25 protein-coding genes and 1 pseudogene are annotated in these 25,257 nt (G+C 60.8%); 13 read left to right on the plus strand and 13 right to left on the minus strand.

What is annotated here, in order from left to right; all coding sequences use genetic code 11:
- Positions 1–6: 6 nt before the first annotated feature.
- From AAFF19_RS21035 to AAFF19_RS21055, 5 genes are all read right to left on the minus strand, one after another.
- Entirely contained in the window at positions 7–888 is an 882-nt protein-coding gene (locus AAFF19_RS21035; protein ID WP_342720957.1) for a PhaM family polyhydroxyalkanoate granule multifunctional regulatory protein, read from the minus strand.
- 88 nt (positions 889–976) lie between these two features.
- Positions 977–1,480, minus strand: coding sequence for a copper chaperone PCu(A)C (locus AAFF19_RS21040; RefSeq protein WP_050813868.1), 504 nt, complete (start codon positions 1,478–1,480; stop codon positions 977–979).
- A 62-nt stretch (positions 1,481–1,542) separates the two neighbouring features.
- A complete protein-coding gene (locus AAFF19_RS21045; protein ID WP_342720958.1) occupies positions 1,543–2,016 on the minus strand; it encodes a YcnI family protein in 474 nt (157 codons plus the stop codon).
- 101 nt (positions 2,017–2,117) lie between these two features.
- Positions 2,118–4,424, minus strand: coding sequence for a TonB-dependent receptor (locus AAFF19_RS21050; protein ID WP_342720959.1), 2,307 nt, complete (start codon positions 4,422–4,424; stop codon positions 2,118–2,120).
- A 79-nt stretch (positions 4,425–4,503) separates the two neighbouring features.
- Entirely contained in the window at positions 4,504–4,869 is a 366-nt protein-coding gene (locus AAFF19_RS21055) for a DUF2946 family protein (protein WP_008905794.1), read from the minus strand.
- 126 nt (positions 4,870–4,995) lie between these two features.
- Between AAFF19_RS21055 and AAFF19_RS21060 the strand changes: the two genes are divergently transcribed.
- From AAFF19_RS21060 to AAFF19_RS21070, 3 genes are all read left to right on the plus strand, one after another.
- Complete coding sequence (locus AAFF19_RS21060) at positions 4,996–5,643, plus strand: glutathione S-transferase (protein ID WP_342720960.1); 648 nt, start codon at positions 4,996–4,998, stop codon at positions 5,641–5,643.
- 278 nt (positions 5,644–5,921) lie between these two features.
- Positions 5,922–6,293 carry a TraR/DksA family transcriptional regulator gene (locus AAFF19_RS21065; protein ID WP_008906465.1) on the plus strand — a complete coding sequence of 124 codons (372 nt, stop codon included), beginning with the start codon at positions 5,922–5,924 and terminating at the stop codon, positions 6,291–6,293.
- A 95-nt stretch (positions 6,294–6,388) separates the two neighbouring features.
- Positions 6,389–6,802 (plus strand): VOC family protein, encoded by a 414-nt coding sequence (locus tag AAFF19_RS21070; RefSeq protein ID WP_008906464.1) that lies wholly within the window; start codon positions 6,389–6,391, stop codon positions 6,800–6,802.
- Positions 6,803–6,956: 154 nt separating this feature from the next.
- Here the strand turns inward: AAFF19_RS21070 and AAFF19_RS21075 are convergent, their stop codons facing one another.
- The gene (locus tag AAFF19_RS21075) at positions 6,957–7,499 is read right to left on the minus strand and encodes an Rrf2 family transcriptional regulator (RefSeq protein WP_182120822.1); all 543 of its coding nucleotides are present in this window, start codon (positions 7,497–7,499) and stop codon (positions 6,957–6,959) included.
- Between the two features lie 149 nt (positions 7,500–7,648).
- Here AAFF19_RS21075 and nhaR point away from each other — a divergent pair, with 149 nt between their 5' ends.
- The 4 genes from nhaR (at position 7,649) to AAFF19_RS21095 (ending at position 15,365) form a co-directional block, all read left to right on the plus strand.
- Positions 7,649–8,545 (plus strand): transcriptional activator NhaR, encoded by an 897-nt coding sequence (nhaR, locus tag AAFF19_RS21080; RefSeq protein ID WP_008906462.1) that lies wholly within the window; start codon positions 7,649–7,651, stop codon positions 8,543–8,545.
- A 488-nt stretch (positions 8,546–9,033) separates the two neighbouring features.
- Positions 9,034–9,327, plus strand: coding sequence for a DUF1778 domain-containing protein (locus tag AAFF19_RS21085; protein WP_182120823.1), 294 nt, complete (start codon positions 9,034–9,036; stop codon positions 9,325–9,327).
- A 38-nt stretch (positions 9,328–9,365) separates the two neighbouring features.
- Positions 9,366–9,821 carry a GNAT family N-acetyltransferase gene (locus tag AAFF19_RS21090; RefSeq protein ID WP_246331097.1) on the plus strand — a complete coding sequence of 152 codons (456 nt, stop codon included), beginning with the start codon at positions 9,366–9,368 and terminating at the stop codon, positions 9,819–9,821.
- Positions 9,822–10,109: 288 nt separating this feature from the next.
- A complete protein-coding gene (locus AAFF19_RS21095) occupies positions 10,110–15,365 on the plus strand; it encodes a site-specific integrase (RefSeq protein ID WP_182120825.1) in 5,256 nt (1,751 codons plus the stop codon).
- Here AAFF19_RS21095 and AAFF19_RS21100 read toward each other — a convergent pair.
- A pseudogene (locus tag AAFF19_RS21100) lies at positions 15,349–15,831 on the minus strand (IS630 family transposase); the annotation flags it as partial. The gene AAFF19_RS21095 and the pseudogene AAFF19_RS21100 overlap by 17 nt on opposite strands.
- A 50-nt stretch (positions 15,832–15,881) precedes the next feature.
- Between AAFF19_RS21100 and AAFF19_RS21105 the strand changes: the two are divergent.
- The 3 genes from AAFF19_RS21105 (at position 15,882) to AAFF19_RS21115 (ending at position 18,205) form a co-directional block, all read left to right on the plus strand.
- A complete protein-coding gene (locus AAFF19_RS21105) occupies positions 15,882–16,277 on the plus strand; it encodes a transposase (protein WP_246331164.1) in 396 nt (131 codons plus the stop codon).
- Entirely contained in the window at positions 16,265–16,606 is a 342-nt protein-coding gene (gene tnpB / locus AAFF19_RS21110; RefSeq protein ID WP_182121134.1) for an IS66 family insertion sequence element accessory protein TnpB, read from the plus strand. Before AAFF19_RS21105 ends, tnpB begins: the two co-directional genes overlap by 13 nt.
- A gap of 81 nt (positions 16,607–16,687) precedes the next feature.
- Positions 16,688–18,205: an IS66 family transposase gene (locus AAFF19_RS21115; protein ID WP_182121139.1), complete on the plus strand. Its 1,518-nt coding sequence runs from the start codon at positions 16,688–16,690 to the stop codon at positions 18,203–18,205.
- A gap of 40 nt (positions 18,206–18,245) precedes the next feature.
- On the opposite strand, the gene AAFF19_RS21120 is transcribed toward AAFF19_RS21115, so the two are convergent.
- The 6 genes from AAFF19_RS21120 to AAFF19_RS21145 all read right to left on the minus strand — a co-directional run bounded on the left by AAFF19_RS21120 (position 18,246) and on the right by AAFF19_RS21145 (position 22,763).
- Entirely contained in the window at positions 18,246–19,196 is a 951-nt protein-coding gene (locus tag AAFF19_RS21120) for an arsenic resistance protein (protein WP_182121135.1), read from the minus strand.
- Complete coding sequence (locus AAFF19_RS21125; protein ID WP_182121136.1) at positions 19,193–19,672, minus strand: helix-turn-helix domain-containing protein; 480 nt, start codon at positions 19,670–19,672, stop codon at positions 19,193–19,195. The genes AAFF19_RS21120 and AAFF19_RS21125 overlap by 4 nt, the downstream gene beginning before the upstream one ends.
- Positions 19,673–19,724: 52 nt before the next feature.
- Complete coding sequence (locus AAFF19_RS21130; RefSeq protein WP_182121137.1) at positions 19,725–19,931, minus strand: hypothetical protein; 207 nt, start codon at positions 19,929–19,931, stop codon at positions 19,725–19,727.
- A 437-nt stretch (positions 19,932–20,368) separates the two neighbouring features.
- A complete protein-coding gene (locus tag AAFF19_RS21135) occupies positions 20,369–21,343 on the minus strand; it encodes an IS5 family transposase (RefSeq protein ID WP_342720961.1) in 975 nt (324 codons plus the stop codon).
- 275 nt (positions 21,344–21,618) lie between these two features.
- Positions 21,619–22,053 (minus strand): EVE domain-containing protein, encoded by a 435-nt coding sequence (locus tag AAFF19_RS21140; RefSeq protein WP_182121112.1) that lies wholly within the window; start codon positions 22,051–22,053, stop codon positions 21,619–21,621.
- A 131-nt stretch (positions 22,054–22,184) separates the two neighbouring features.
- Positions 22,185–22,763 (minus strand): flavodoxin, encoded by a 579-nt coding sequence (locus tag AAFF19_RS21145; protein WP_182121113.1) that lies wholly within the window; start codon positions 22,761–22,763, stop codon positions 22,185–22,187.
- Between the two features lie 120 nt (positions 22,764–22,883).
- On the opposite strand from AAFF19_RS21145, the gene AAFF19_RS21150 reads away from it, so the two are divergent.
- From AAFF19_RS21150 to AAFF19_RS21160, 3 genes are all read left to right on the plus strand, one after another.
- On the plus strand, positions 22,884–23,828 hold the full coding sequence (locus AAFF19_RS21150; protein WP_182121114.1) for a LysR family transcriptional regulator: 945 nt from the start codon (positions 22,884–22,886) through the stop codon (positions 23,826–23,828).
- 177 nt (positions 23,829–24,005) lie between these two features.
- A complete protein-coding gene (locus tag AAFF19_RS21155; protein WP_182121115.1) occupies positions 24,006–24,476 on the plus strand; it encodes a cupin domain-containing protein in 471 nt (156 codons plus the stop codon).
- Positions 24,477–24,591: 115 nt separating this feature from the next.
- Positions 24,592–25,257 carry a carboxymuconolactone decarboxylase family protein gene (locus AAFF19_RS21160; RefSeq protein ID WP_246331158.1) on the plus strand — a complete coding sequence of 222 codons (666 nt, stop codon included), beginning with the start codon at positions 24,592–24,594 and terminating at the stop codon, positions 25,255–25,257.

Here is a 25,257-nt window from a genome sequence, read left to right on the forward strand (position 1 = left end):
CGGCGGTCAGCCCGCTCGCTTGCGAGCCGCCGTGGTGCGGCTGCTGCTGGCTTTCCGGGGTGCGGGTTTGGCGGCGGGTTTGGTGGTGGCCGTCTTGCGCGCTGCGGGTTTCTTCGCTGCGGTGGTCTTCCTGGCGGCGCCCGACGTTGCGCCGCGCTTGGTGCCGCCCTGCATGGTCTGCATGCCCTTGGCGGCAAACTGGCTGGCCATGCCGGTGGCCGTCTTGAGGGCTTCCTTGGCAAGGCCCGTGGCCATGTTCTTGGTGGTGTCGATGGCCGTCTGCTTGGCGGCGTCCTTCATGGCGTTGGCAGCGATCTGCTGGAACTGGCTGGTGAGCGCGCCCCACCACTGCATCGGGTCCACCACGGCAGGCTCGGCAGCGGCCGAGGTCTTGCCTTTGGCTTTGGGCCTGGATTTGGCGGCGGGCTCGGCGTCGGTCTCGGCCTCGTCCGGGGTTTCCTCTTCGTCAGCGGCCGAACGGCCGGTGACGCGGGCGGCGGCGCTGGTCACGGCCTCGGCCGCGCCGGTAACGGTGTCGGCAGCTTTCTGCACGCCACTCATCACCGTGTCGGCGGTTTTGAGCTTGAAGGCATTGGCCACATCGCCCATGCTGAAGTTCATGCCCTTGAGCGTGGCCAGGGTCATCTTCTGCACCTCCAGCGCCTGGATGGTGGCTGCCAGCGCGCGCGAGTTCTGCTCCAGCCAGAACTGCACGGCCTTGAGTTCGTCGATGCGCTTTTCCAGCTCTTCCACGCTGATGGTGGGGGCCACCCAGTTGGACAGGTTGGGCAACTGCGGGATGCTGCTGGACGCCCCTTTGGCCAGGCTCTGCAAAAAGTCAAAACCGGGGACGAGTTTGCCGAAACCGAAATTCGATGTATCGCTCATGGCCGCTCCGCAAGAGGTGGGTCTGTGATGGGGTCACAGCTTACTCCAATGCGTCGCGGCCGGAAGGGGCAGATTCCCGCCCCACATCTCATTGTTTGTGGCCGTGGCCGTGCCCATGGCCCGCCGCTGCGCCGCCGCCCGGGGGCATGGTGGCCACGGGAACGCTGAGGTTGAGCGTGCTCTCGGCGCCCTTGGCGTCCTGGAACACCAGGGTGATGGGCACCGCGCTGTCCTTGGCCAGCGGCGCCTTCAGGTCCAGCAGCATGACGTGGTAGCCGCCGGGCTTGAGTTCCACCGTCTTACCTGCGGGCAGCTCCAGCGCGGGCACAGCGCGCATCTTCATCACATCGCCTTCCATCTTCATTTCGTGCACTTCCGTCACGCCTGCAGCGGGCGATTCGGCGCGCACCAGGCGGGCGCCATCTTGGGCCGTGAGGCGCATGAAGGCGCCCGTGCCTGTCTGGCCCTGCACGCTGGCGCGGGCCCAGGCGCCCTCCACCTTGACGGTGGCAGTCTGGGCCCCTGCGGGGGCCGTGGCCAAGGCAGCCAGAACGGTGGAAACGATGGCGGCGGTGTGAAGCAGTTTTTTCATGATGAACATCTCTCGGTTTGCAGTGAAAAGGGAAAGTGAGGACAGGCCCGTGGGCTCGACTGTCAGTGATTGTGGGCAGCGCCGCCGCCCGTGGGCAGAATCTCCAGCGCTGCTGCGGGGGACTTCAGGTCCGAGAGCTTCTGGCCCGCCGCGGGCACATCCACCCAGTCGTTTCGGCCCTCGGCACAGGCCTGGCGCACGGACCAGTACAGCGTGCCCGCCTGCGCGGGCGTGGTGGCCACCAGCACGAACTCATCGTAGTGCGCGTTCGGCAGCATGTCCTCTGCGGTCTTGGCCGTCCAGGTCACGCGCACCACGTCGTCGGTGATGCTGCGGCCGTGGCTGGTGGTGGGCTGTGCGAGCTTTTCGCGCTGCACGTCCAGCGTCCAGCCGGGCTTGGGCATGGGCCGCGCGCCGCGCATGCCCGCCGGAATATCCACCGCAATCTGCCGCGTCGGCGACCCGCCGCAGCCATGGCCGACTTTGAACGTGGCCTTGTAGCTTGCGCCCGCCGGGGCGACCTGGTATTCGAGCACGACGTGGGCGGATGCAGAGCCAAATATGCCCCCAGCGCTTATCAGTAAAGCGCAAGCAGCTATGTTTTTCATAGTAGTCCGTGGCATGGGATGTTTACCTTTCAAAGACTTACCTTCAGCTCTGCCATGTAGGTGCGCTGCGGGTAGGGGTGGAAGTTCCAGAACTTGTAGTTGTTCAGGTTGTCGATGCCGACGGCCGCGCTGACCTGCTTGGTGATCTGGTAGCGCACGCGCACATCGGTGGTGAAGTAGCGGCTGGCGCCCTGGTAGGCAAAGCCATTGAGATCGGTGTTGTCGAGCGTGCTGTATTGCTTGCCGCTGTAGCGCGCGCCCAGGGTGTACGACCACTTGTCATCGGGCCGGTACGTGGCCACGGCGCTGGCGCGCCACTTTGGGATGCGCGACTGCCATTTGCCGGCACTGGCGGGGAACTTGTCGTTCTTCGTGATCCTGGAGTCGGTCCAGGTCAGGCTGCTGCCCAGCTCCAGCCCGCGCAGCAGGACGTTGGTGGCCTGGTACGACAGCTCGATGCCCTTGGTACGGATGGCATCCACGTTCTGCACGTTGGTCACATTGGGTGTGACCAGCACATTGGTCTGGGAGTACAACGCGTCTTTCGTGCGCTCAAAGAACGCTGTGAGGCGCAGCAAACCGTTGCCCATGTCGCGCTCGGCGGTCAGCTCGGTGGTCCAGCTTTTTTCAGGCTTCAGGTTCGGGTCGTTGCTGATGAGCGCGCCGCTGCCGCTGATGCCGCCCTGGTACAGCTCGGCCACGGTGGGCATGCGCACGGCGCGGCCGGTGGAGGCCTTGAGCACCCACAGGTCGCTGGCCTGCCAGGCCACGGCAGCCTTGGGCGAGACATAGGTCTCGTTGCGCTCGGGGTGGCCCACGGTGGTGGTGGCGTTGCCGGTCTGGCCGTTGCTGGCGCTCCAGCGCTCGGCGCGGACGCCCAGCACGGCCTTCCACCGTGGCGCGATTTTCCACGTGTCTTGCGCCCACAGGCCGATCAGCTGCGTGTCGCCGTTGAAGGCCTGGTTGCGGGCGCCTGCATCACCGCTGATCCAGTTCGTCGTGGCGTTCTCGATGGTGCGCAGTTGGTAGCTGTCGCGCTGCAGGCCGAAGTCCACGATGTGTGCGCCTTGCACACCCTCGGGCCGCCAGGTGCCTTTGGCGGCCAGCGTGTTCCAGCCCGTGCCCTTGCTGTTGACGATGCGCCCTGCCCCGCCGTTCAGCGCCGCGGGCAGCGCCACGGTGGCTGCGCGCAGGCTGTCGGCCTGGTAGTCGTACAGACTGGCGGCCACCTCCCAGTCAAACACGCCCTGCGTTCGGCTTTTGACCGACAGACCGTGCATGAAATGCGTGAGGTCTTCGTTGGAGACATTGAAGTCCGTAGGCGTGAGCGCAAACGAGCGGCCATTGATGTTGACCGTGCCGCTGTAGACCGCATTGCCATGGGCGTCGCGCAGGTAGCTGGCGGGGCGCCCCTCGGATGCGTTGTGCCACCAGCCAAAGGTGTAGGCGGCGCGCACGGTGGGCGAAAAGTCGTAGGCGATCTTGGCCTTGATGTGGTCTTGCTGCGTGTGGTACTGCGTGGCCGTGCCCAGCAGGTACCAAGGCTGGTTGCTGCGGTTGTTGCCCGGCACCGCGCCGGTCACGGGCGTGCCTGCGCTGCCCACGGTGCCTGCGGACACGAGGCGGGTGGGGAAGGTTAGCGGCTGACCTTCGCTGTCCGTCTTGTTGAAGCTCAGGAACCAAGACCAGTCGCCGTTCTTGTTGCCCACCGAGGCACTGACCTGCTTGCCTGCGTAGGTGGCGCTGGTGCCGTAGAGATCGAACGGCTGGTGCTGATAACTGACCTTGCCGTGCGCCTCGAACTTCGTCGGCATGCGGGTCACATAGTCCACCACCGCGCCCACGGAGTTGCCCGCGTACGCAGCCGAAAACGGGCCGTAGAGCACCTCCACGCGCTCGATCTCCTCGGGCGTGACCAGCATCCAGCGCGGCGCGTTGGTGGGGCCGTTGCCCAGGTAGTTGCTCAGCAAGATGCCGTCGGCAAACACCATCGACCGCGCCGGGTTGCCCGTGCCGGAGGCGCGGGTGGACAGCACGGCGTGGTTGTAGTCGCCGATATAACGCTTGCGCACCAGCAGACTGGGCAGGTACTTGAGGGCGTCTTCGCTGTCGGTGGCGTTGATCGAGTGCTCGATCTGCTCGCGCGTCACGCCCTCGATGGTGGTCGGGATCTGCGTGGGCAGCGAGGTGGGCTGGCCGCCGGTGACGGTGACCACGCCCAGTTCCTTGACCGACGCGTTGGTGCTGTCGGGGGCCTGCGCGAACGCGGGCGCGGCCCCAAAGAAAGCAAAGGGAAAGGCACTGGCCACGGCCAGCGCCATGCGACTTTTGCGCATGCAATCTCCTGAATTTCAAGCCAAATAGGCCGCTAGCGCTTGATGGACAAGCGCCAACAGCTATCGAATAAATAGCGAATCAGGAGAAGGCAGGAGGCCCGCGCGGCGGCAGTGGCGCGGCGGTGCGCGCAGCAATGTGCGCGGCGGGGATGGGACGCAGGGCATGCGCCAGAGGATGGACCACAGGCACCTGCGCCTGAGAGACAGGAGGCGGTGCGCCCACATGCGCGCACAGCGGACAGTCGAGCGTGTGGCTCGGCAGCTCCTTGGCGCCGTCGTCGGTCTTGATCAGGAGCTTGATGGCGCCCGAGCCCGAGCAGATCAGCTCCATGGCCTGTGGGTTGACCAGTGGCGACGCCACCGCCACGCCCATCGACAACACAAACCACGCCAGCACGGAGCGGGCGAGCCAGCGAAGGCTGCGAATGGTTTGCAGGGAGGGCATGGGTGCGGATTGTAGGCTGCGGGGATACGCAGACCTTGACCGGCGTCATCTGCGCGACGCACTGCCTTTTCGCCCACGCCTACGATGCGCTCTCGATTCCCCATCACCTCCAACGGAGACAACACCATGCTCACACTGTGCGGCTTTTCGGCCAGCAACTACTACAACAAGGTCAAGCTGGCCCTGCTTGAAAAGGGCCTGCCTTTCACCGAGGAACTGGCTTGGGTGGGCGAAACCGACCGCAGCGCCAGCCCGCTGGGCAAGGTGCCCTACCTGCGCACGCCCCAGGGCCCGCTGTGCGAATCGTCCGTGATGGCCGACTACATCGAGGCCGCCCATCCCGAGCACCCGCTGATCCCCGCCGACCCCTACCAGGCCGCCAAGGTGCGCGAGCTGATCACCTTTCTGGAGCTGCATCTGGAGCTGGTGGCACGCAACCTGTATCCGCAGGCCTTTTTTGGCGGCACCGTGAGCGACACCGCCAAGGAAAAGGTGGGAGCCCAGCTGGAGAAAAACATTGCCGCCTTCGGTCAGCTGGCCAAGTTCAGCCCCTACGTGGGCGGCGACACGTTCACGATGGCTGACTGCGCCGCCATCGTGCACCTGCCGCTGGTCAGCTCGGCCACCAAGATCATCTATGGCCGCGACTACCTGGCCGACCTGCCCGTGCGCGAGTACCTGGCCCGCATGGCCGAGCGCCCCCATGTGGCGCGTGTCAACGCCGACCGCAAAACCAGCACCGCCGAAATGCTGGCGCGCCCGCCCAAGCGTTAAGGATGTTCTGCATAACCCTCGCGAGGCGGTGGTAGTGCGGATCGGGATGGGGTGCAAGGCGTCTTTTGGCAGCCAATAGCCGGGCTATTGGCAAGAAAAGCAACGCAGCGAACCGCCCGAGGCCGCGCTATCACAGACCGCAGGGAGTTATGCAGGTCATCCTTCAGCCTCCTTGCGCCCTTCGGTTCAGGGACAGGGGGTGGCCTTGACCTCCATCAAACCGGGTGGGCCAATGCAGGCGCACCATGCGCGTATTCGCCACGATGAGGAGCCATTGCATGGACAAGACCCAAGCCGCCCCCTTCCGCCAGCAACTGCTGGCCCAGCAATCAGCGCTGCTGGCCCAGCTGGCCGCACAACGCGGTGGCGTCATCGGGCGGGCAGAAGCCGCCGCCGAGCACTTCGGCCGTCCCGAAGACCCGCGTGCACAGGTGGCCTCAGAGCGGGCACTGGAATTCGCCCTGGATGAACGCGAAACCGCCCACCTCGCGGCGATTGACGCGGCCCTGGCTCGCATCGAAGCTGGTACCTACGGCGAGTGCACGGACTGCGGCACACACATCACTGCAGCGCGCCTGCACGCGACGCCTGAGGCGGCACGCTGCGTGCATTGCCAGGAAAAGGCCGAGCAACATCACCGGCCGGCCTGAGCGACACGGCGGCTCGCAGGCGCTGACCGCTGCCACGCCGGGCCCGTTACGGGCCAAGGCATGGCGCATGGCGCACGGCTGCTATCCTGTGCGGCATGCGCAGTCTCTTTCACCTTGCCTTTCACGTGACCGACCTCGATGCGGCGCGTCGCTTTTATGGCGACGTGCTTGGATGCCAGGAAGGTCGAAGTACGGACACCTGGGTCGACTTCGATTTTTTCGGACACCAGATTTCTCTGCACCTGGGCGCCCCCTTTGCGAGCGCCCGCACGGGCCACGTAGGTGATCATCTGGTGCCCATGCCGCATTTCGGCGCCATTCTGGAGCTGCCCGATTGGCATCGGCTGGCGGACCGCTTGAAAGCAGCGGGTACCGACTTTGTATTGGCACCCCAGGTGCGCTTTGAAGGTCAGCCCGGAGAGCAGTGGACGATGTTCTTCCACGACCCGAGTGGCAACCCCATAGAAATCAAGGGTTTTCGTTCGCTGGATGCTGTGTACGCATCCTGAGCCGGCGGTTCGATGGCGTCGGGGTATCGACCCCTGAGCCATAGAAACACGCAGTTCTTGCACACCATCCCGTGGCACGCGCGACCGCACGGGTAGCTGCTCGGTAAGGCCGGGCGGCGGCACCCCGTTTCAGGCGCGCGCCACTCGGCAGGCCTCAACGTCGCTGGAGGACCGGGATCGAACCCAGTGCGAACACCGAGTTGGGCACCCCCACCCGTGCCATCAGCGGCCGGGGCTTGGCACTCAGCTTTGCACGGGGAGCCGCCGGCGCCAGATCTTCGGCCACCACGCCTTTGGCATGCTGTTGGGCGACGAGGTCCTTCAGCGTTACCGACTGCAGGTAGTCCATCACTCGGGCATTGAACGTGGACCAGAGCTCGCCTGTCATGGATTTGACCTGGGCGGCCTGCCCGGTCAGACTCTGCATGTCATCGGACTTGAGGTTCTCAACCGCCAGGATGATCTCGGCCACCGAGATCTGGTCGGTGTTGCGGGCCAGCGTATAGCCGCCGCCAGGGCCACGGGTGCTATCGACAAGCCCTGCACGGCGCAAGGCGCTGAACAGCTGTTCCAGATACGACAGCGACGTTCCCTGCCGCGCACTGATGGTCGACAGCGCCACCGGGCGCATCTTCTGGCGCAACGCCAGGTCAGTCATGGCCGATACCGCAAGTTGTCCTCGGGTGGTGATCCGCATCGTTGCTACTCCTTGTGAAGATTGACATTGCCAGCCCGCCGCAAGAACAACGACGGATTGGGGCCGAGCGTTCAATGTACGGGGTTTGACACTTCGCGTATATTCGTTTTATCCGCTCAGATCATTCCGTTTTTTCGAAGTAAAACACCATGAACTTCAAACATCTCCGGTATTTTTGGACGGTTGCGAAGGCGGGCGGAGTCATGCGTGCTGGAGAGCAACTGCATACGACCCCCCAAACCCTGTCCGGGCAAATCAAGCAACTGGAGGAATGGCTCGGACATGACCTCTTTCGCAAGCGCGGACGAGGCCTGGAGCTCACCACCGAAGGCCGCGTCGCCCTTGGCTATGCCGAACAGATATTTGCGCTGGGTGACGAGCTGGAGAAATCCATTCGACTCTCCCGCGGCCAGACCAAGCCGCTCGAATTTCGCGTGGGAGTTGCCGACTCGATCGCCAAATCGGTGGCCTACCACCTGCTCGAACCGGCGTTAGGAATGCCCGAGCAGGTCCACATGACCTGCCAGGAAGGCAAGTTTCCCGAACTGATCGCTCAACTGAGCCTGCACAAGCTCGACCTGGTGCTAGCGGACGAACCCGTGTCCAAAAAAATCGGTGTCAAAGCCTTCAACCACCCGCTCGGCACCAGCGGAATGAGCTTTTTATGCGCCCCCGGACTGAAATCGCAGCTTGTGGGACAGTTCCCCAAGTGCCTACAGGGGGCCCCCATGCTCATCCAGGGTCCGATGTCCTCCGTCCGACAGCAGCTCGATCATTGGCTCAACAGACACCACCTGCAACCAAGGGTCGTGGGCGAGTTTGACGACAGCGCCTTGATGAATGCGTTTGGGCGCGAGGGCCGGGGGGTCTTCACATCTCCCACCGTCCTGGATGAAGAAACCACCGCACAGTTTGGTGTCGAGGTGATAGGACGCACCACCGAGCTGGTCGAGGAGTTTTTTGCCATTTCAGTGGAGCGGCGTATCACGCATCCCTGTGTAGCGGCCATTACCAAAGCGGCCAAAGCCGACCTCTTTCGGAAGTGACATCGACCCGGTGTGACGGCACCCTCCTCGAAATCGATCGTGATCAACTAAATCTGCCTGGACACAAGTCGGGTACAGGATGGGCACAACTTGGGCACAAACAAAAACGCCCACTAGATAGTGGGCGTTTGCTTTCAGCGGAAACCGCCTACATGTTGGTTGCGCGAGAAAGTTATGAAACCAACAAACTGGCTAGTCTTTTTTAGTTTTTATTTGTTTTAAATCATCGTAATATGTTGATTTATAACATTTTTTCATGTTCATCATGATGATCAACTCTCAACCATTGAGGTCTATTGCGCACATTTCCTCCGGATTTCCCAGACTTCTGTGCACCTGTAGGTTCGGCTAAAGTGACCATTAGGTGCCGCGCTGCAGACGCGACGCTCGACTATCAACTGCGGGCGCCATGGCCCAATCTTGAACTGGATTTTGTACGCCATTTGTACTAACATTGCGGCAATTGATCTAACGAACGAGGTGCCGTAATGGCTGCTATTGCAACGTCTCCCTCTACCCGGTCAGCACGCTTAGGCCTTCGCGCCACTCATGAACAAGAAGTCGTGTTGCGCCGCGCCGCCGAGGTTGCACACAAATCACTGACTGACTTCATCCTAGACAGCGCCTGCTTGGCTGCGGAACAAACTCTGCTGGACCAACGACTGTTCATGGTCTCAGGTAGCCAGTACCAAGCCTTGATGGACATGCTGGAGAAGCCTGAGCAACCCAACGAAGGTCTGCGTGATCTGTTGTCACGCAAAGCGCCCTGGGATGCGAAGTGAGCCTACACGGACCCGAGCCCCTGGGCCCCCAACACCGGTTGGAGGGATTCGATTGCGGCAAGCCGTCCCTGAACGACTGGCTGCTACGCCACGCTCGACAAGCCCAAGGAAGCGGCTCAGCCAAGACTTTCGTCGTTGTCGATGATGACCGCGTAGCCGGCTATTTCAGTTTGACAGTCGGACAAATCGATACGCTGGATGCACCCGAACGGATCCGGAAAGGGATGGGCCAGTACCCGTTGCCAGTTGTAATCCTGGCGAGGCTGGCAGTTTCCACAACGGATCAGGGGCGAGGAATTGGCGTCGGCCTGTTACAGGAGGCGATTCGTCGCACAATGCTGATAGCCGAACATGCAGGCATCCGGGCAATGCTGACCCACCCCATTGATGAGGACGCAATGAGGTTCTACACCCGCTTCGGCTTCATCGCCTCACCATTGCGCGAACAGCAATTACTCTTGTTGCTAAAGGACGCACGTCGTTGGGTATGCTGACGTATGGGTATTGAGCCACCGACAGACATCAAGAAAACAGCTCACCGACGCCGGACATCGACCCCTGCTGACATTCGTCAACGAATGATGGTCGATGTCTCATGCACACACACCATCACGAAAGTCACGATCAACTCGTTCGGTGCTTTCCAGGGAGAGCGCCTTGCTGTGGGCGAGCACGCCAGATGCATCGGTGACGTGACTAGATGATCGAGGACTGACCAGTCCGGACATTCATCGCTGCCAACCCATTTTTGCGCAACCCCATTGATCGGGGACCGGCCTTCCATGAAACCATCCGAGACGCAACAGCTGTGCCCCAAACCGACACTTTCGCAGGTGAGGACCGCGCTTAAAGTCGCCGGAGTTCACGGAAATGGTGATGACGCTCGCGCTACCTTGATCCTTCTAGCTAGCCTCAAGGACCGGATTGAAGCTTTGCGAGCGCTACTGCCCAATTTAGCGAGAACCATCGATTTCCTGATGATGGCCGGCTCAGTAGCAGTTCGTCGGCCCAAGGACTCAGACATTTCATTGTCCAGAGAAGCCCCCCTAAGCAAATCTGGGGTGGCGAATCTTGCGGAATGGCTGTTGCTCAACCCCTCACCACTCGCCCCAACCTCTACCGAGCATGTCGTTTGGTCGGACATACTGGCGGTCCGCTGGCTGCACGCATCTGCATTGCGTAGTTTTGGAGATCAGATACCGTATACACGCGACGCTTGGAAATCACCTGGCGAAGAGCTGCGTCAGTTGACGACAAAAAAAGTTTTGCCCAAACTGTCTGGCGGAGCTCTACAAATGGGATACGAAAAATGGCTCATCCTAGTTGGCGAGCAATCACCAAAGAGCCATCTTTCTCAGCTCGTTGACTCCCTGCTCTCCATTTCGGAGGGTTGCTTTCAGAGTCCTGGACCACGTCCATCCAAACCGTCTCCTAGATTGGATGAACGCAGACTTCTGAAAAGTCATTGGTGCTTCCCTCGACCCCAAGAGCATCAAGCCCTGCTTTCTCTACTGAAGCGCGAACTCTGCCCCCTCGACGGAGATCTGTATATAGCGACAGCGCAGAAGGAATTTGAGAAGCACGGCGACTACCCATCCGATGAGACCGTTCGAAGACTCAACCCAACGTGGCATCGTTTTGAGGCGGCGTTAGCCGCACTTTCCATCCAAACCTGTCGCCCCATTCAATCAATCCTGACTTGGCGCGTTCGGCTCAAAGACACCGGCCAACATGAGAGCGATTGCTTTGAAATTTCCCACGACACGTCGGCAAGGAGGGAGGGAAAGTACGCAAAAGTCAATTGGGTGAAAGTGCAAAGCGGAATGAAGGCCGTTGTTGCACTCCCCTACGAGGTGCAGGAATGGCTCAAATCCATTAACCCGGGCATTGGATCACCAACACTGAATGAAATTCTCCCGTTTTCGCTGCAAGCGTGGGACGTGCGCGTATACAAGTACTTGTCAGGAGAACTTGGGTGCCCTCCTCGGAGAGCAGAAATCATCTGTCGCGACCTAGTGCCACGCCTTCTCTATCATGAGACCGCAAACTCGGCACAGGTTAACTTTTGGCGCTCTGGCGCAACCAATAGACTTGATCGACACGATCGGATCGCCCTTATCCACTATCTGCAACCGCATGGCACTCGAGAAAGCGAATCTTTCGAGGCAGCCTTGGGTAAAGCTTTAGGTCCGGCCATCTTTGCTGGCAGTAAAACGAAGCATGCAGTCACGTTCACAGGCGAGAGCTACGCTCTAACAACTGACCAAGTCAGAAGGATCTACGAGTCATTGAAAAAACACCATGACTTGGCAAAAGGGTCCATTTCCAGGCACAACGCACTTGCTCACCTGACGCTTTTTTTATGCCTTCTCGCGACAGGCCATCGCCGCAGCACCACACCGTTTCCTTTCCCATGGGATTTTTCACCTTTCGAGCAACTGGTCTTCATATGTGACAAGCTGATCACCGGAAGCGAAGCACGTTTCGCACCACTACCTAACACGCCGCTTTCATACGTCAAGGCATTTGCCATGAACCTGCAGCGGATCTCTCATCTGCCCGAGATATCTCCTGCTGCAAGGTCGTACGCAGAAACAACGGCAGCGCTGCTGTCTTTCGAAGAAGTGCCACCAACTGCTGCTATGCGCCGGGATTTTCAGCCAACGGCAGGAGTGTTTTTCCTCCTTGATGACAACGGCGATATTTCCAGAAATAAGCTGACCACCAAGGCGCTCGATTTGCAGATCGAGTCGCTCACAGAAATTCCGTATCCGACAAGAAGGCTGAGAGCCACAATGGCTCAGTACCTCTGGGAAAACGGAAGCAGTGGTCGCTTGGTGCAAGCGTTTCTGGGTCACCAGCCAGAGTTGCACGTTCATGGTGCTGCTTCCATTTGGTCCGTGCATGACGTTGCTGAGCAACTGGCACCCCTCATTGATCGCTTTTTTACCGAACAATTGAGATGCCCAAGCCCGCCAACGGAGAAATACTTCCCGTCAAGATTCTTTCCGAACGTATTCACGGCGCCACAAGTTTCGGAAACTGGAAAAGTAGCTCCCGGATACGAAGGAAGAGAGCGTCAAAAGGCGTGGTCGCAGCACCGTGCGCGCGCTGTAATACGGCAAGTGATTGCCGCGAGTTTGCTCGGAAACCCGGACGAAGACATCCCCCCTGCGGAGCAACTTGGGCCCAAGGACAGACAACTGCTGGAAGAACGCATCCGCGAAGAACTTTGGAACGATCTACCAGCACAAAGGCAAGTCTCATCCTTGCTGGACGAACAGTTGAAGCGGATGCGGCGCACTGCGGGAGACGCATCCCACAAACGGCACTATTCAGATGGTGACGTCCCCGGCCCTATCGAGGTGGGTTTCTCCAGAATGCTGCGATGTGCACATGTTTTCCGCAGCACTTGGGGCCATTCTGTGGGGGTACCGATCGGCCACAAGGATTTCGACAGACTTGAGGCACTTGCGCACCTGGCGGTTTCGTTGATTGCCTTCGATGGTGTGATGTCCAGAGACAACGTCAAACATCTTGTGGAGGCAGCAGCATGCTCTGATTTCGATGTTCACCACGGCATGGTGACCTTGCGATGCAACGTCGTCACAACGACACACGAATTTCGATTCTGTGTCAGACCTGGAACGATTTCCACGGCACTGATCCTGGGAATCGACAGTCGTCGTGACCACAGCATTTTCGAATGGCGCGACGTGGAACAACGAGCCTGCGAGATTCTGCGCAAGCTGATGAGCCTGGGCGACAAGCAGCGATGGACTCTTGCGCGACTCGGACTGATGTTTCGACCATATTGGTTGCTGCGCTTGCCCGGAGCGATGTATTCCGTTGCGACTGGTGATCACAAAGGCCCCGCGGCCGATGCGCAGTCAGAGGCGCTCCTGTTCGGCAAACGGCCGAATCAGCTTGACACTTGCGTAGAAGCCTTACGGCGTCCTTCTACAACGCTTGAACAGGAAAAAAAGGCCGCCCTACAAGCACTCAAGAATCTCTTCCGCCAAGCACGAGGTGTAAGGGAGCAAGGTGAGCAGAGACGAAGGGTTCAACGCGCGAAACTGCGGGTCGCCCTTCGCTCCGAATTGAGTTCTGAAATAGCGGTCTGGGGCTCTTCGTCGCAAGTTGTCTTTCTGCTCCTGACGTTTATCGAGCGATTGCTGGAAACCGGAGGCAGACGGGTCAAGTCCCTCGCCTTCACAAGCATCGAAAAGTACTTCACCTCCATTGCGGAGGAACTCATTCTCCAAGCGTGGGATCTGGACTTCGAATCCTGCGATGCGGATACCTTGAAGACTCTATTTGACAGTGTTGCAATGAAGGTCGACCCTGATCATGGCCGCACCGTTCTGCAGGACTTCGCTGCCCACCTTCGCGACTCCATGCCGGTGCCGCACTTTGGCGCCCAATGGGCCAATGCCAGGACTCCTGTCCGCACACGATCTAGCTTGGTGCTTCCTCTACAGGTAAAGCGTGCGTTGGCACTCCTCCGCGAGAGAAACGACGTCCATTCCTGCCACGCAGCAGTACTGATCGCAGCGTGCGCAGGCTATGGTCTTCGCCGACTTGAAGCTTTTGGATTGTCAAGCCAGCTATTCGACGCTAAGCAGCCCCTTCATCTTTCCTTGACACGCTCTGGGATTTCCGATCTAAAGACGCACTGGAGCCGACGAGTCATCGCGACTGCCCTCGCGGATGACGCGGTGCAAGATGCGCTGAAAACTGCACTGAATCTCGCAAACTCTTCGCCTCGCCAGCCCCAATATTTGTTCGAATCAGATTCAAGAGATTCACACATCACCTCGGTGTCTAAGGTCGCATCTGCAGCGACCTTGGCGCTGCGGGCTGCGACCGGGAATCCCACAATAGTTCTGCATCATCTACGCCATTCATTTGCAACTTTGCTGGGCCTTGCCGTCATGGCTCCTCCAAAGAATATCGATCGCGACCTGCACCAAGTAGTACGTCGCCTTTTAGGCTCTAAGTATTTAGAAGCCACAAATGAGATTCTGCAGATTCCAGCTGAATGGCCGTTCGGAATAGAAGCACTTGCGATCGCACTGGGCCACGCGAACGTAAGCACCTTTTTAGACACCTACTTTCACGCGTCACATTTAGTGATCGCTGACCGGTGCGAAGCATGGCAACCGGCGGAGATTCAGCAAGAACGGCTGGCAAGATTGCTCGACGTAGATCGAACCAAACTGTCTAAGCTCAAAAAGAAACTGGCGTCGCCGCGGGATGGTACCAAGGCAAAGATCGACATTCTGGTTCGAGAAATTGCCAAACGCTATGAAGGTACCACCGATGCCGATGATGCAAAACCGACGGATTCGCGGTCACCACACATTGCACAGTGGGCACTCATTTTTCGTGCGCTTCAGTACCGTGTGAACAACGATGTCACCTTGGACGAGATGTGGAGATACGCAGGGTGTTCATTGGGATACTCGCCTGAACAAATTCGCACCCACTCCCGCCGCTATGAGTCCTTGGTACTGGAGACTGGCTTCGATGATTTCGAGCCGGACTCCTCCGAGCTTATCTGGCCCGTGGCCAGTCATCGCGTTGGCCTGAACAGGGGAAGCATAGAGCGCGAAGATTTTGTGTCTAGAGCTCAGTGCTGGGCCGAAGCGACTCCCGAAAATCGAGCAGTCTTGTCCTCACTCCTGGAGCGTTGGTGCTCTCGCGTTGACCCCGTTTCGCCCAAACTCGTATGTAGGAATGAAGAGGAAGTTCGCGTCACGATGAAATTTCTATCTCAATTGGGCGCGGCAAGCTCACAACTAGTATTGCAGTTGCATGGCGATCGTGCAAGACAATGGCAAGAAGAGGTACAGAGTGAACACCCGGCAGCTACCTGGTCGTCAGTTCGAGCAAGCCGGGGAAGTGCACGGATCAAGATTTATGAGGTATCTATCGCGGTTCACCAAACTCAAGGAAGCAAGATTCCGGATGGACGGGATCTTCATCGCGCGCTCGTCGGTCTGTACTTGCTCTGTGGTCCTAGTGTCCTGAGTTAGAAATTCGCAGACAAAATCTCTCGATACTCGCCAGGATGTCATCGGCAGACTTGACCCAGACGAACGGTGTGGGATTTGAGTTGTTCAGTTCCAGGTATTGGCGAATCGCCTGCTCAAGCTGTCTTGTCGATCGGTGTGTGCCGCGACGGATGTACTTCTCGGTCAGGGTTGCAAACCAACGTTCCACCTGATTGAGCCAAGACGCGGAGGTTGGCGTGAAGTGCACGTGGAACCTGGGGTGTCTTGCAAACCATGCCTTGACCGCAGGGGTCTTGTGCGTGCCGTAGTTGTCCATCACCAAATGCACATCCAGCTGGGCTGGCACATTCGCTTCAATGGTACGCAGGAACTGCAAAAACTCCGTGCTGCGATGGCGCCTGTGTAACTGTCCAATCACCTCCCCCGTGGCAATGTCCAGTGCCGCAAACAGCGTCGTCGTTCCATGGCGCATGTAGTCGGTAAGCGTCCGGCAATCCCATCTTGAGATAGACCCAGCGCCGAGGCATCGTGTGCACGATGAAGATCATGCACATCATGGCGAACGAAGCGATCGCCCAACGTCCCAAGCGTCGCTATTACTCCCCAGAACTCAAAGCCCAGATCGTGGCCGAATGCCAGGTCTCCGGCGCGTCCGTGGCCGGCGTGGCACTCGCACACCGGGTCAACGCCAACATCGTTCATCGCTGGATGCGCGAGCAAGCGGACTCCCTATTGCCAGTGCCCCGGAATGAGTTCGTTGCATTGAATCTTCCACTACCAGTTGAACCTAGCCCTGCTGCTGACACCAGATCGCCGCCCGTGGCGCGCTCGATCCACGTTGAGGTTCGACGCAGTGCCGGGGTGGTCACCGTGAACTGGCCACTGGAAGATGCGGCGTCGTGTGCAGCGTGGCTGCGCGAATGGCTGAGATGATCCGGGTCGATGCCCTATGGCTGGCCACCGAACCGCTGGACATGCGAGCGGGCACCGAAACGGCGCTGGCGCGTGTGGTGTCGGTCTTCGGCGCAGCGCGCCCGCACCACGCCTACCTGTTCGCCAACAGAAGAGCCAACCGCATGAAGGTGCTGGTGCACGACGGCATCGGTGTTTGGCTGGCAGCGCGGCGCCTGAACAGCGGCAAGTTCGTCTGGCCGCGTGATGCGGCAAGCACCGCCTCACTCACCCGCGCCCAGTTCGATGCGCTGGTGCTGGGCCTGCCCTGGCAGCGCCTAGCCGACGGCGGTGTCATCACCGTGGTCTGACTCTGAAGCGCAAACCGGTGCGTGCCAATTGGGGCATGCGCCAATGGCGCGCATGTGCCAGTGCTGGCACAGTGAATGGCCATGGTGGTCGAGCCTCAATCCCTGCAGAACCTGAGCGCAGAAGAGCTGCGTGAGCTGACCACACGCCTCATGACGCAGCTGCGCCACCAGAGCGCGTTGCTGGACAAACTCACGCATGAGAACGCGCTTCTGAAGCGCATGAAGTTCGCCGCACAGTCCGAACGCTTCAACCCCGAGCAGAAGAGCCTGCTCGAAGACGAGATCGAGGCCGACCTGGCCGCCGTGGCCACGGAGATCGATGCGCTGCAGGAAGCGCAGGCGCCCGCCAAGGTTGAAGAGAAGAAGGTACCCAAACGCGCACCGCTGCCAGCCAACCTGCCCAGGCGCGAGATCCGCCACGAGCCCGACTCGACCACCTGCGCTTGCGGCTGCCAGATGAAGCGCGTCGGCGAGGACGTGGCCGAGAAGCTGGACTATGTGCCTGGCGTGTTCACGGTGGAGCGCCACATCCGGGGCAAGTGGGCCTGCGCGAAGTGCGAGACGCTCACCCAAGTGCCGGTCGATCCTCACGTCATCGACAAGGGAATCCCCACCACCGGACTGCTGGCGCAGGTGCTGGTGGCCAAGTACGCCGACCACCTGCCGCTGTACCGCCAGGAAGCGATCTTTGGTCGCGCAGGTCTCGCCATCCCACGCTCCACGTTGGCGCAATGGGTGGGCTCCTGTGGCGTGCAGTTGCAGCCGCTGGTGGAAGCGATGAAGGCCGAGCTGCTGCAGCACCGCGTGCTGCATGCAGACGAAACGCCGGTATCCATGCTTAAACCCGGCAACGGCAAGACGCACCGGGCCTACCTTTGGGCCTATGCCACAGGCGTCTTCGAGGCCAGCAAGGTGGTCGTCTACGACTTCTGCGAATCGCGCTCAGGCGAACATGCCCGGCGCTTCCTGGGTGACTGGAGGGGCAGTCTGACTTGTGACGACTTCAGCGGCTACAAGGCCTTGATCGCCAGCGGCGTGACTGAGGTCGGCTGCCTGGCGCACGCACGGCGCAAGTTCTTTGACCTGCACGCAGCGAACCAGAGCCAGATCGCCGAATTCGCGCTGCAGCAGTTCGCGCAGGTCTACGAGATCGAGCGTGAGGTCAAAGTGCTCGGCGCCGAACAGCGCCAAGCCATCCGGCAACAGCAAACGAAGCCGCTGCTTGACGCCTTGCACCAGTGGATGACGCTGCAACGCCAGAAGGTGCCCAAGGGTTCGGCAAGCGCCAAGGCGCTGGACTACAGCCTGCGGCGTTGGGAGGCGTTGACCCGGTTCGTGGGGGATGGGCAACTGCCCGTGGACAACAACTGGATCGAGAACCAGATTCGGCCGATTGCCATTGGCCGCAACAACTGGCTGTTTGCCGGAAGCCTGCGTGCGGGCCAGAGGGCGGCGGCCGTCATGGGCCTGATCCAGTCAGCGCGCATGAACGGGCATGACCCCTACGCCTACCTGCGCGATGTTATGGCACGCCTGCCCATGCAGCGCGCAAGCCAGATCGGTGAGTTGCTGCCGCACCGCTGGCGCTCCATGACCTGAATCGCGACTTGTGGCCTGTTGGTCGGTTGCCGATGCGTTGCTACTTAAACAGAAGTCTGGGGATCACCCAGACGTAAGCCACCATGCCAAAGAGCTCCACCAGCGACTGCACGACGATGACCACGGCGGCCACCTCCCAGCCTGCAGGAAGCAACAAGGCCAAGGGCAGCACCACGAATGAATTGCGGGTGCCCATGCTGAATGCCAGCGTTCGCCCCTGCTCGACGGGTAGGCGCAGTTGCAATGCAATGCCTTTGGCCAACAAGGCCGCGGCAATCAGGAACAGCACAAACACGGGCACCATCTTCTGCAACTGATCGATTGCCTCCATAACGGTGCCCACTTGCGCTCCAGCGATCAGGAGCACCACCAGCGAGAGCAGTGGCACCGGCCACCAGCCCATCGTGTCTCTGAACCTCTCGGCCTTCGGATGCGTTTGGATCCAGCGTTCTGCCAGTACCGCTGCGGCCAGTGGCACCAGCACGATCAACACGGCGGGCGCCAGCGTGGCCCAGTTCCATGATCCCAGGCTCTGTGCGTCTGCCATCAGCCAGAGATAGAGCGGCAGCAGGATCAACTGCAGCACCAGATTCAGCGGCGTGATCGCAATCGCCCTGGGCACATCTCCTTTGCCCAATTGGCTGAAGGTGATGAACCAGTCGGTGCATGGCACCAGCAGAACCAGCAGCACGCCAAGGCGCACGACAAGATCAAATTCGAACACTTCGACCAGCGCCCACGCCAGCAAGGGAAGCAACACGAAGTTCCCCAGCATCACGGCTCCTGCGAAGCGCCGGTCGCGCAGGGCATCCCGCACATGCAGCACTGGGACCTGGAAGAAAGTAGCGAACAGCAGCGCCGCCAGGGTGGGCCACAACAAGGTTTCCATGGCCGGGCCGATACCGGGCCACGCTGTGCCCACCGCCAGGCCCAACCCGATGGCGATCAGATAGGCCCAGACCTGGTAGCGCTCCAGTGTCAATCGGCTCATGAGCAGCAGCCCGAAGAATCGGTCGCAGCAGGCACGCTCTGGCGAAGGTCGGTGAGGATGTTGCAGTTGGGCGCAGGTCCACCCGCACAGCCTGCGCTGCAAGCGCGCACATAGCTCGACAGGCTCCGATCCAGACGACGCAACTCAGCCATCTTGGCTCGCACTGCGGTCAGGTGCGTCTGAGCGATGGCGCGGGCCTCCACACAGTCTCGCTCGCCGTTGGTGGAAAGCGCGACCAACTCACGGGTCTCATCGATTGAGAAGCCCAGGTCACGGCAGTGCCGGATGAGGACCAGCACGTCCAGGACCGATTCCGGATAGACACGGTGACCGCTCTCGCGGCGCAGGGCTGGAGGTATCAAGCCCACTTCTTCGTAGTACCGGAGGGCAGATACGGCAAACCCGACGCGCTTGGCCAGCGCACCGATGGTGAGCAACTCGGCCGGTGGTTCTGTTGCGGTTGAAAGTTTCTTCATGGGAGCCCTTGCATCTCAAGTAACTTGAGATCCTACAGTGGGTTCACGGGAATCAACCCGCATGAATCAACTGGAGAAGACGCGTGAAGAAACCTCTACTGGCAACGCTGGGTTTGGCGGGTGCCTGCGTGGCCTGCTGCACCATTCCATTGGCGATCCCGTTGTTCGGGGGCGCGGCAGCGCTTGGGCTGACCTCATGGCTGGGCGTGAACTCAAAGGTCGGAATGGAGTTGCTGGTCCTGATGGCGATCGTGTCCATCGCAGGACTGGCGTGGGGCGTGGTGGTCTGGTCGCGCCGTAGACGTGCGAACGCCTGTGGCACAGAACCATCAAGCGGGAGTTCATGTGCCGTGGGACCAGATGCCAAGGGGTGCGGCTGCGCTCCTCGCTAGGAGACTATGACCGCGAGATGGCCGCATGGACCTGGGATCACCAGACGCGTACGGCGCACGAAAACCTTTGAAGACGGATTTCGGTGCGATCGGTTGTGGCGGCTTGGTGACTTCGCCGAGCAAAATGCCGTGGGCTTCAGACTTTCCTTCGAAGTAGCTCAACAGTTCCTTGCGCGCTAAGGCAATGCTGATCAAGTAGCGTCAACTCCATTGCACAGCCATTTGAATGCCAAATGGCCCGCAAAGATGCCGGACTTTGCCCCACAGGGCCTGTTTCGGGAGCCTTTGAGCCCCCTTCAGACCCTTACGGGCGCACCTGTCCCTGCAGGCGCCCTCGGGCAAGGTAGATGTTGGCCAGCGCCAAGGCCGTGAACGCGCGCGTGGCGTTCTTTTGCAGCCCGCGATAGCGCACCTTGCCAAAGCCCCACAGCCGCTTGACCACCCCGAATAGATGCTCTACGCGAGCGCGGATGCGGGACTTGTTGCGGTTCTTGGACCGCTGCGTCTGGTCGACCACCCCGCACCTGCGTGTGCGCTGGTTGGTGAAGTCTTTGGCTTGGGGCGCCTTGCCCCGGATCAGAGCCTTCTGGCTGGCGTAGGCCGAGTCGCCGTACACGCGCTGCTCGTTGCCATGCAGCAGATCGGGCAGCGGGTGTTTGTCATGCACGTTGGCCGCCGTCACCACGGCGCTGTGCGCCAGCCCGCTTTGGCTGTCCACGCCAATGTGCAGCTTCATGCCGAAATACCATTGCTGGCCTTTGCGGGTCTGGTGCATGTCGGGGTCGCGCGCCTTGTCGGCGTTCTTGGTAGAACTGGGCGCGGCGATGATGGTGGCATCCACGATGGTGCCGGTGTTGACCTTGAAGCCGCGCTCTTGCAGTTGCTGGCCTACCTGGGCAAACAGGGCTTCACCCAGTTTGTGCTCATTGAGCAGCTTGCGAAACTTCAGCAGCGTGGTGGCATCGGGCACGCGCTCGCGGCCCAGGTCAATGCCCACAAAGCGGCGCAGGCTGGCACTGTCGTACAGGGCCTCTTCGCACGCCAGATCGGCCAGGTTGAACCAGTGCTGCAGGAAGTGGATGCGCAGCATGCGCTCAAGGCCAATGGGCGGGCGGCCGTTGCCTGCTTTGGGGTAGTGCGGCTCTACCACCTGGCGCAGAGCGGCCCATGGCACTATTGTCTCCATGGTCCGCAAGAACTCTTCGCGTCGGGTGGGTTTGCGCGAATGCTCGAATCCGTTGTCTTGATCTGCGGCCATTGCCAAGGTCTGCTGCTTCATCTGCGGATAACGTTTGACCCCTCTCAATGGTGGACCTTAATCAGCGTTGCCCTAAGCCTGGCCCTCGGCTGGCGCACGCGGCCCAAACTTTTGCCGGAGAACCTATGACCGTGCCATCGACGTCGACAAGGCCGACGAGTCGCTGTATCGGTGAGCTTGAATAGATCAACAATAGTCCAACGGGCTGCTTGGCCCAGGACCGGCGGAACTCCACGCGCTTGGTGCCTGCCATGATCTGGTCGGCGAATCGGGACTTAACCGACAACAAGACCGCCTTAGCGCCCTGCGGCTCTAAGCACTGTAAAAAACGCGACATCGGAAATTTTGGTTATTGATTGAATGTTGCCAGTGACTACGCCGTCATCCTGGAGACGTTGAAAGGACACAGGGTTCGGCAGATGCTCGACGAGCCGGAAGAGAACGACCTTGGTGGGCTCCACGGCCATCTCTTCGATTTGCTTGATGCTGTACACAGTCCGCCGACGCACAAGGCTCGCAATTTTCGCTGCATCGTCGAGGACCTCGAATCGTTCGACCACGCCGAGAGATGTCACGCACTGTTCGTCACCGGATCTATAGAAAAGCAGCAGGTCCCCGGCGCGAATTTCCTTGGTCGCCGCGTGGCACAGGTAGGCCAGCTTGATCGCGTTGCCTATGTGGGACTTCGAGACTTCGACAATGGGCTTCTTCCTTGCGTGGATATCAACCATCGGCCTCTTCGCGGTGCTGTCGCACTACAGCTTCAAGGCGCTGCTTCGCCTGAAACGGCCCCGCGGGCGGCCTGGTCCATCCAGGACATAGAAGTGAAGGGTCCCTGGCGCTGGGTTGAGGCTGCGGAACACTATCGGGTGAGGGGTATGCGCCGCAGCCAGCCGGTCACACGGTCAAGCGTTCGTCGCTCCTGATCAGCCTCCATCGACAACCCAGCGTCGTACAACCGAGCCCGAGGCGCATGCGCGGCGAGTACCTCAAGGCTGCTGCCCAGGCCATAGCCTCCATGGGTGATAAAGGGAATCAGTGTCTTGCCCGCCAGGTCATGGTTGGAAAGAAAGGACCGGATGACGGGCGGGGCGGTTTGGCCCCAGATCGGAAACCCCAGGAACACGGTCGCATAGTCGGCCATGTCCATCACCCTGGCCTGCAGCACCGGCTCGAAGGCGCTGTCGCGCTCGCGCCTTGCCTGCGCGACAGTTTCTTCGTAGTCTTCAGGATAGGGCACGGCCGGCTGGATCTCGAACAGGGTGGCGCCTCGCGCACGCAAGATCTGGCGGGCCAGCACGCGCGTGTTGCCGGTGCGCGAGAAGTAGGCCACAAGCGTCTTGCCCGTGCCGCTTGGCGAGGCCAGAGTGCTGGCGCTCAGTGGCAGCAACAGGGAAGCCAGCAGGACATCCCTGCGAGAAGGTGATTTCAGCGTCGCCATGGTGTGCTCCTGTCTTCCGGTGTTCAGCGGGTATTTCTTTGACACCTTCCCAATGTAGCGACGAGAAACTACATTGATAAGCTCAAACAATCGACATACGAACTTGAGCTGGATTCAAAAATGCCCAGAGACGGCTACACCGACTTGCTCGCTTTCATTCGCGTGGCGCGCGAGGGCAGCTTCACTCGCGCCGCCGCGCAGATGGGCGTTTCTCCGTCCGCACTGAGCCATTCGGTGCGGGCGCTGGAGGCGCGCATGGATGTGCGATTGCTCACCCGCACCACGCGCAGCGTCTCGGTGACCGAGGCAGGTGCGCGTTTGTATGAGAGCACGGCACAACGCTTTGAGGAGATCGACGCGGAGTTGCTGGCCACGGCCGAGCAGCGCAAGAAACCGTCGGGCACGGTGCGCATCACGACCGCAGAGCACGCGGCCAACACCATCCTCTGGCCCAAGCTCTCAAGAATCCTGCCCGATCACCCGGACATCACGGTGGAAGTCACCGTGGACTACACCCGATCGGACATCGTGTCGGATCGCTATGACGCTGGTGTGCGTCTGGGCGACGAACTGGCCAAGGACATGATCGCCGTGCGCATCGGTCCGGACATGCGCATCGCGGTCGTCGGTTCACCGGCCTACTTCGCGCACAGGTCAAAGCCCAAGTCTCCCCATGACCTGGCCGAGCACAACTGCATCAACCTGCGCCTGCCAACGCACGGCGGGTTGTTGGTCTGGGACTTCCGCAAGGGCAAGCGCGAACTCAAGGTGCGCGTGACCGGGCAGTGGATCTACAACAGTATCTCGCCCATCGTACGCGCCGCGCTTGCTGGGCAGGGCCTGGGCTTCCTGCCGGACGATGCGGTGGACGAACACATTGCCGAAGGTCGACTGGTGCGTGTGCTCGACGACTGGTGCCAACCCTACACCGGCTATCACCTGTACTACCCGAGCCGCCGGCAATCGTCCGGTGCGCTGGCGGTCATCGTGGACGCTTTGCGGCACAGGGAGCCCTTGCGAAAAACAGGCAAGGCCGCCTCGTTGCAGCGCCGACCTGCTGGTTAGATCAAGGCCTTGCTGCGATTGGTGCATTGCTGAATTACGCTCACAACCGCATGCGGATTCAGATACTTACTCAAAGCAGTCTCCTTCTCTACGATTGCCTTCATCGAGATTGAGGGCGCTGACCCACCGCAGATTCTTGCGGCACATGCGCCCGTCTCGTGAAATGGAAGGAATCCCATGAGACAGAACCTCATCGCGGCGGGCGCGTCGATCCTGATGATGGGCGCATCGTCCGCACACGCCCAGGGCATTCAGATCACCCCTGCGGGCAGCACGCCCACCAGACTGGGTGCGGCACAGAATTTCAACGGCCATGTCGCTGTGGATATGAAAGCCGCGGGCGAGAGTGGAAAGCACGGCAGCGTGGGCATGGTCGATTTTGCGCCAGGCGCTCGCACGGCATGGCACACGCATCCGGTCGGTCAGTTGCTCATCGTCACTGAGGGCGTGGGCTGGGTGCAGGAAGAAGGCCAGCCCCGACGCGAGATCAAGGCGGGCGACGTGGTCTGGATCGAGGCCGGCGTCAAACACTGGCACGGCGCGGCACAAGGCAACGGCATGCGCCACCTGGCCATCGCCTATGTGAAAGACGGCAAGAGCGCAGACTGGAAGGAGCTGGTCAGTGATGAGCAATACAACGCCCGCTAAGCGACGAGCCGCACCCGCGCTTGCAATTCCATTTGCGCTCGCGCTCGCGCTGGGCATGACCGCGATGTCCGGACCGGCCACCGCACAGACCTCAACGGCTCAGGAGCCGCAAGCCATGACAAACAGCCAGCCCAACTCGGACACCCTGTCCGCCAGGCAGCAGGCCATCCCCCTGATCGCCGCCTTCATGGCCGCGAGCGACATGCCCCGGCTCAACGCGGCCTTGCACCAGGGCCTGGACGCTGGCCTCACCATCAGCGAAGCCAGGGAGGTGCTGGTGCAGCTCTACGCCTACGCCGGCTTCCCCAAGAGCCTGAACGCGCTGAGTGAGCTGCTGAAGGTGGTGGAGGCGCGCAAGCAGCGCGGCATCCAGGACGCACCAGGTCGCGAACCCAGGCGCGCCATACCCACAGGGGACGCTTTGCTCGAAGCCGGTACGGCCAACCAGACCAAGATTTCTGGCGCGCCCGTCAAAGGCCCGGTGTTCGACTTTGCCCCGGTCATCAACCAGTTCCTGCAAGCCCACCTGTTCGGCGACATCTTCGAGCGCGACAACCTGGACTGGCAGAGCAGAGAGCTGGCCACGGTGGGCGCGCTGGCTGCGATGCCGGGCGTGGAAGCCCAGTTGCGCTCACACATGCGCGCCAGCATGCGGGTGGGCCTCACCGCCGCGCAGTTGCGCCAGTTGGCCCAGGTGCTGGCCGAGCGAGGCGATGCACAGGCCGCCAAGCGGGCCGAAGAAGCGTTGAAGCAAGCACTGGCTGCCGCATCAGGAGGCTGA

The sequence above is a fragment of the Acidovorax sp. FHTAMBA genome, from assembly GCF_038958875.1.
Classification (GTDB): domain Bacteria; phylum Pseudomonadota; class Gammaproteobacteria; order Burkholderiales; family Burkholderiaceae_C; genus Acidovorax.

Bases quoted from the DNA above. Each gene is read 5' to 3' on its own strand.
- AAFF19_RS21040 (WP_050813868.1), bottom strand. From the start codon at position 1,480: ATGAAAAAACTGCTTCACACCGCCGCCATCGTTTCCACCGTTCTGGCT.
- AAFF19_RS21125 (WP_182121136.1), bottom strand. From the start codon at position 19,672: ATGAAGAAACTTTCAACCGCAACAGAACCACCGGCCGAGTTGCTCACC.
- AAFF19_RS21140 (WP_182121112.1), bottom strand. From the start codon at position 22,053: ATGGTTGATATCCACGCAAGGAAGAAGCCCATTGTCGAAGTCTCGAAG.
- AAFF19_RS21095 (WP_182120825.1), top strand. From the start codon at position 10,110: ATGAAACCATCCGAGACGCAACAGCTGTGCCCCAAACCGACACTTTCG.
- nhaR (WP_008906462.1), top strand. From the start codon at position 7,649: ATGAACTTCAAACATCTCCGGTATTTTTGGACGGTTGCGAAGGCGGGC.
- AAFF19_RS21050 (WP_342720959.1), bottom strand. From the start codon at position 4,424: ATGCGCAAAAGTCGCATGGCGCTGGCCGTGGCCAGTGCCTTTCCCTTT.
- AAFF19_RS21070 (WP_008906464.1), top strand. From the start codon at position 6,389: ATGCGCAGTCTCTTTCACCTTGCCTTTCACGTGACCGACCTCGATGCG.
- AAFF19_RS21135 (WP_342720961.1), bottom strand. From the start codon at position 21,343: ATGAAGCAGCAGACCTTGGCAATGGCCGCAGATCAAGACAACGGATTC.
- AAFF19_RS21130 (WP_182121137.1), bottom strand. From the start codon at position 19,931: ATGGACACGATCGCCATCAGGACCAGCAACTCCATTCCGACCTTTGAG.
- AAFF19_RS21055 (WP_008905794.1), bottom strand. From the start codon at position 4,869: ATGCCCTCCCTGCAAACCATTCGCAGCCTTCGCTGGCTCGCCCGCTCC.
- AAFF19_RS21150 (WP_182121114.1), top strand. From the start codon at position 22,884: ATGCCCAGAGACGGCTACACCGACTTGCTCGCTTTCATTCGCGTGGCG.
- AAFF19_RS21065 (WP_008906465.1), top strand. From the start codon at position 5,922: ATGGACAAGACCCAAGCCGCCCCCTTCCGCCAGCAACTGCTGGCCCAG.
- AAFF19_RS21085 (WP_182120823.1), top strand. From the start codon at position 9,034: ATGGCTGCTATTGCAACGTCTCCCTCTACCCGGTCAGCACGCTTAGGC.
- AAFF19_RS21160 (WP_246331158.1), top strand. From the start codon at position 24,592: ATGACAAACAGCCAGCCCAACTCGGACACCCTGTCCGCCAGGCAGCAG.
- AAFF19_RS21035 (WP_342720957.1), bottom strand. From the start codon at position 888: ATGAGCGATACATCGAATTTCGGTTTCGGCAAACTCGTCCCCGGTTTT.
- AAFF19_RS21060 (WP_342720960.1), top strand. From the start codon at position 4,996: ATGCTCACACTGTGCGGCTTTTCGGCCAGCAACTACTACAACAAGGTC.
- AAFF19_RS21105 (WP_246331164.1), top strand. From the start codon at position 15,882: ATGAAGATCATGCACATCATGGCGAACGAAGCGATCGCCCAACGTCCC.
- AAFF19_RS21115 (WP_182121139.1), top strand. From the start codon at position 16,688: ATGGTGGTCGAGCCTCAATCCCTGCAGAACCTGAGCGCAGAAGAGCTG.
- AAFF19_RS21120 (WP_182121135.1), bottom strand. From the start codon at position 19,196: ATGAGCCGATTGACACTGGAGCGCTACCAGGTCTGGGCCTATCTGATC.
- AAFF19_RS21155 (WP_182121115.1), top strand. From the start codon at position 24,006: ATGAGACAGAACCTCATCGCGGCGGGCGCGTCGATCCTGATGATGGGC.
- tnpB (WP_182121134.1), top strand. From the start codon at position 16,265: ATGGCTGAGATGATCCGGGTCGATGCCCTATGGCTGGCCACCGAACCG.
- AAFF19_RS21075 (WP_182120822.1), bottom strand. From the start codon at position 7,499: ATGCGGATCACCACCCGAGGACAACTTGCGGTATCGGCCATGACTGAC.
- AAFF19_RS21145 (WP_182121113.1), bottom strand. From the start codon at position 22,763: ATGGCGACGCTGAAATCACCTTCTCGCAGGGATGTCCTGCTGGCTTCC.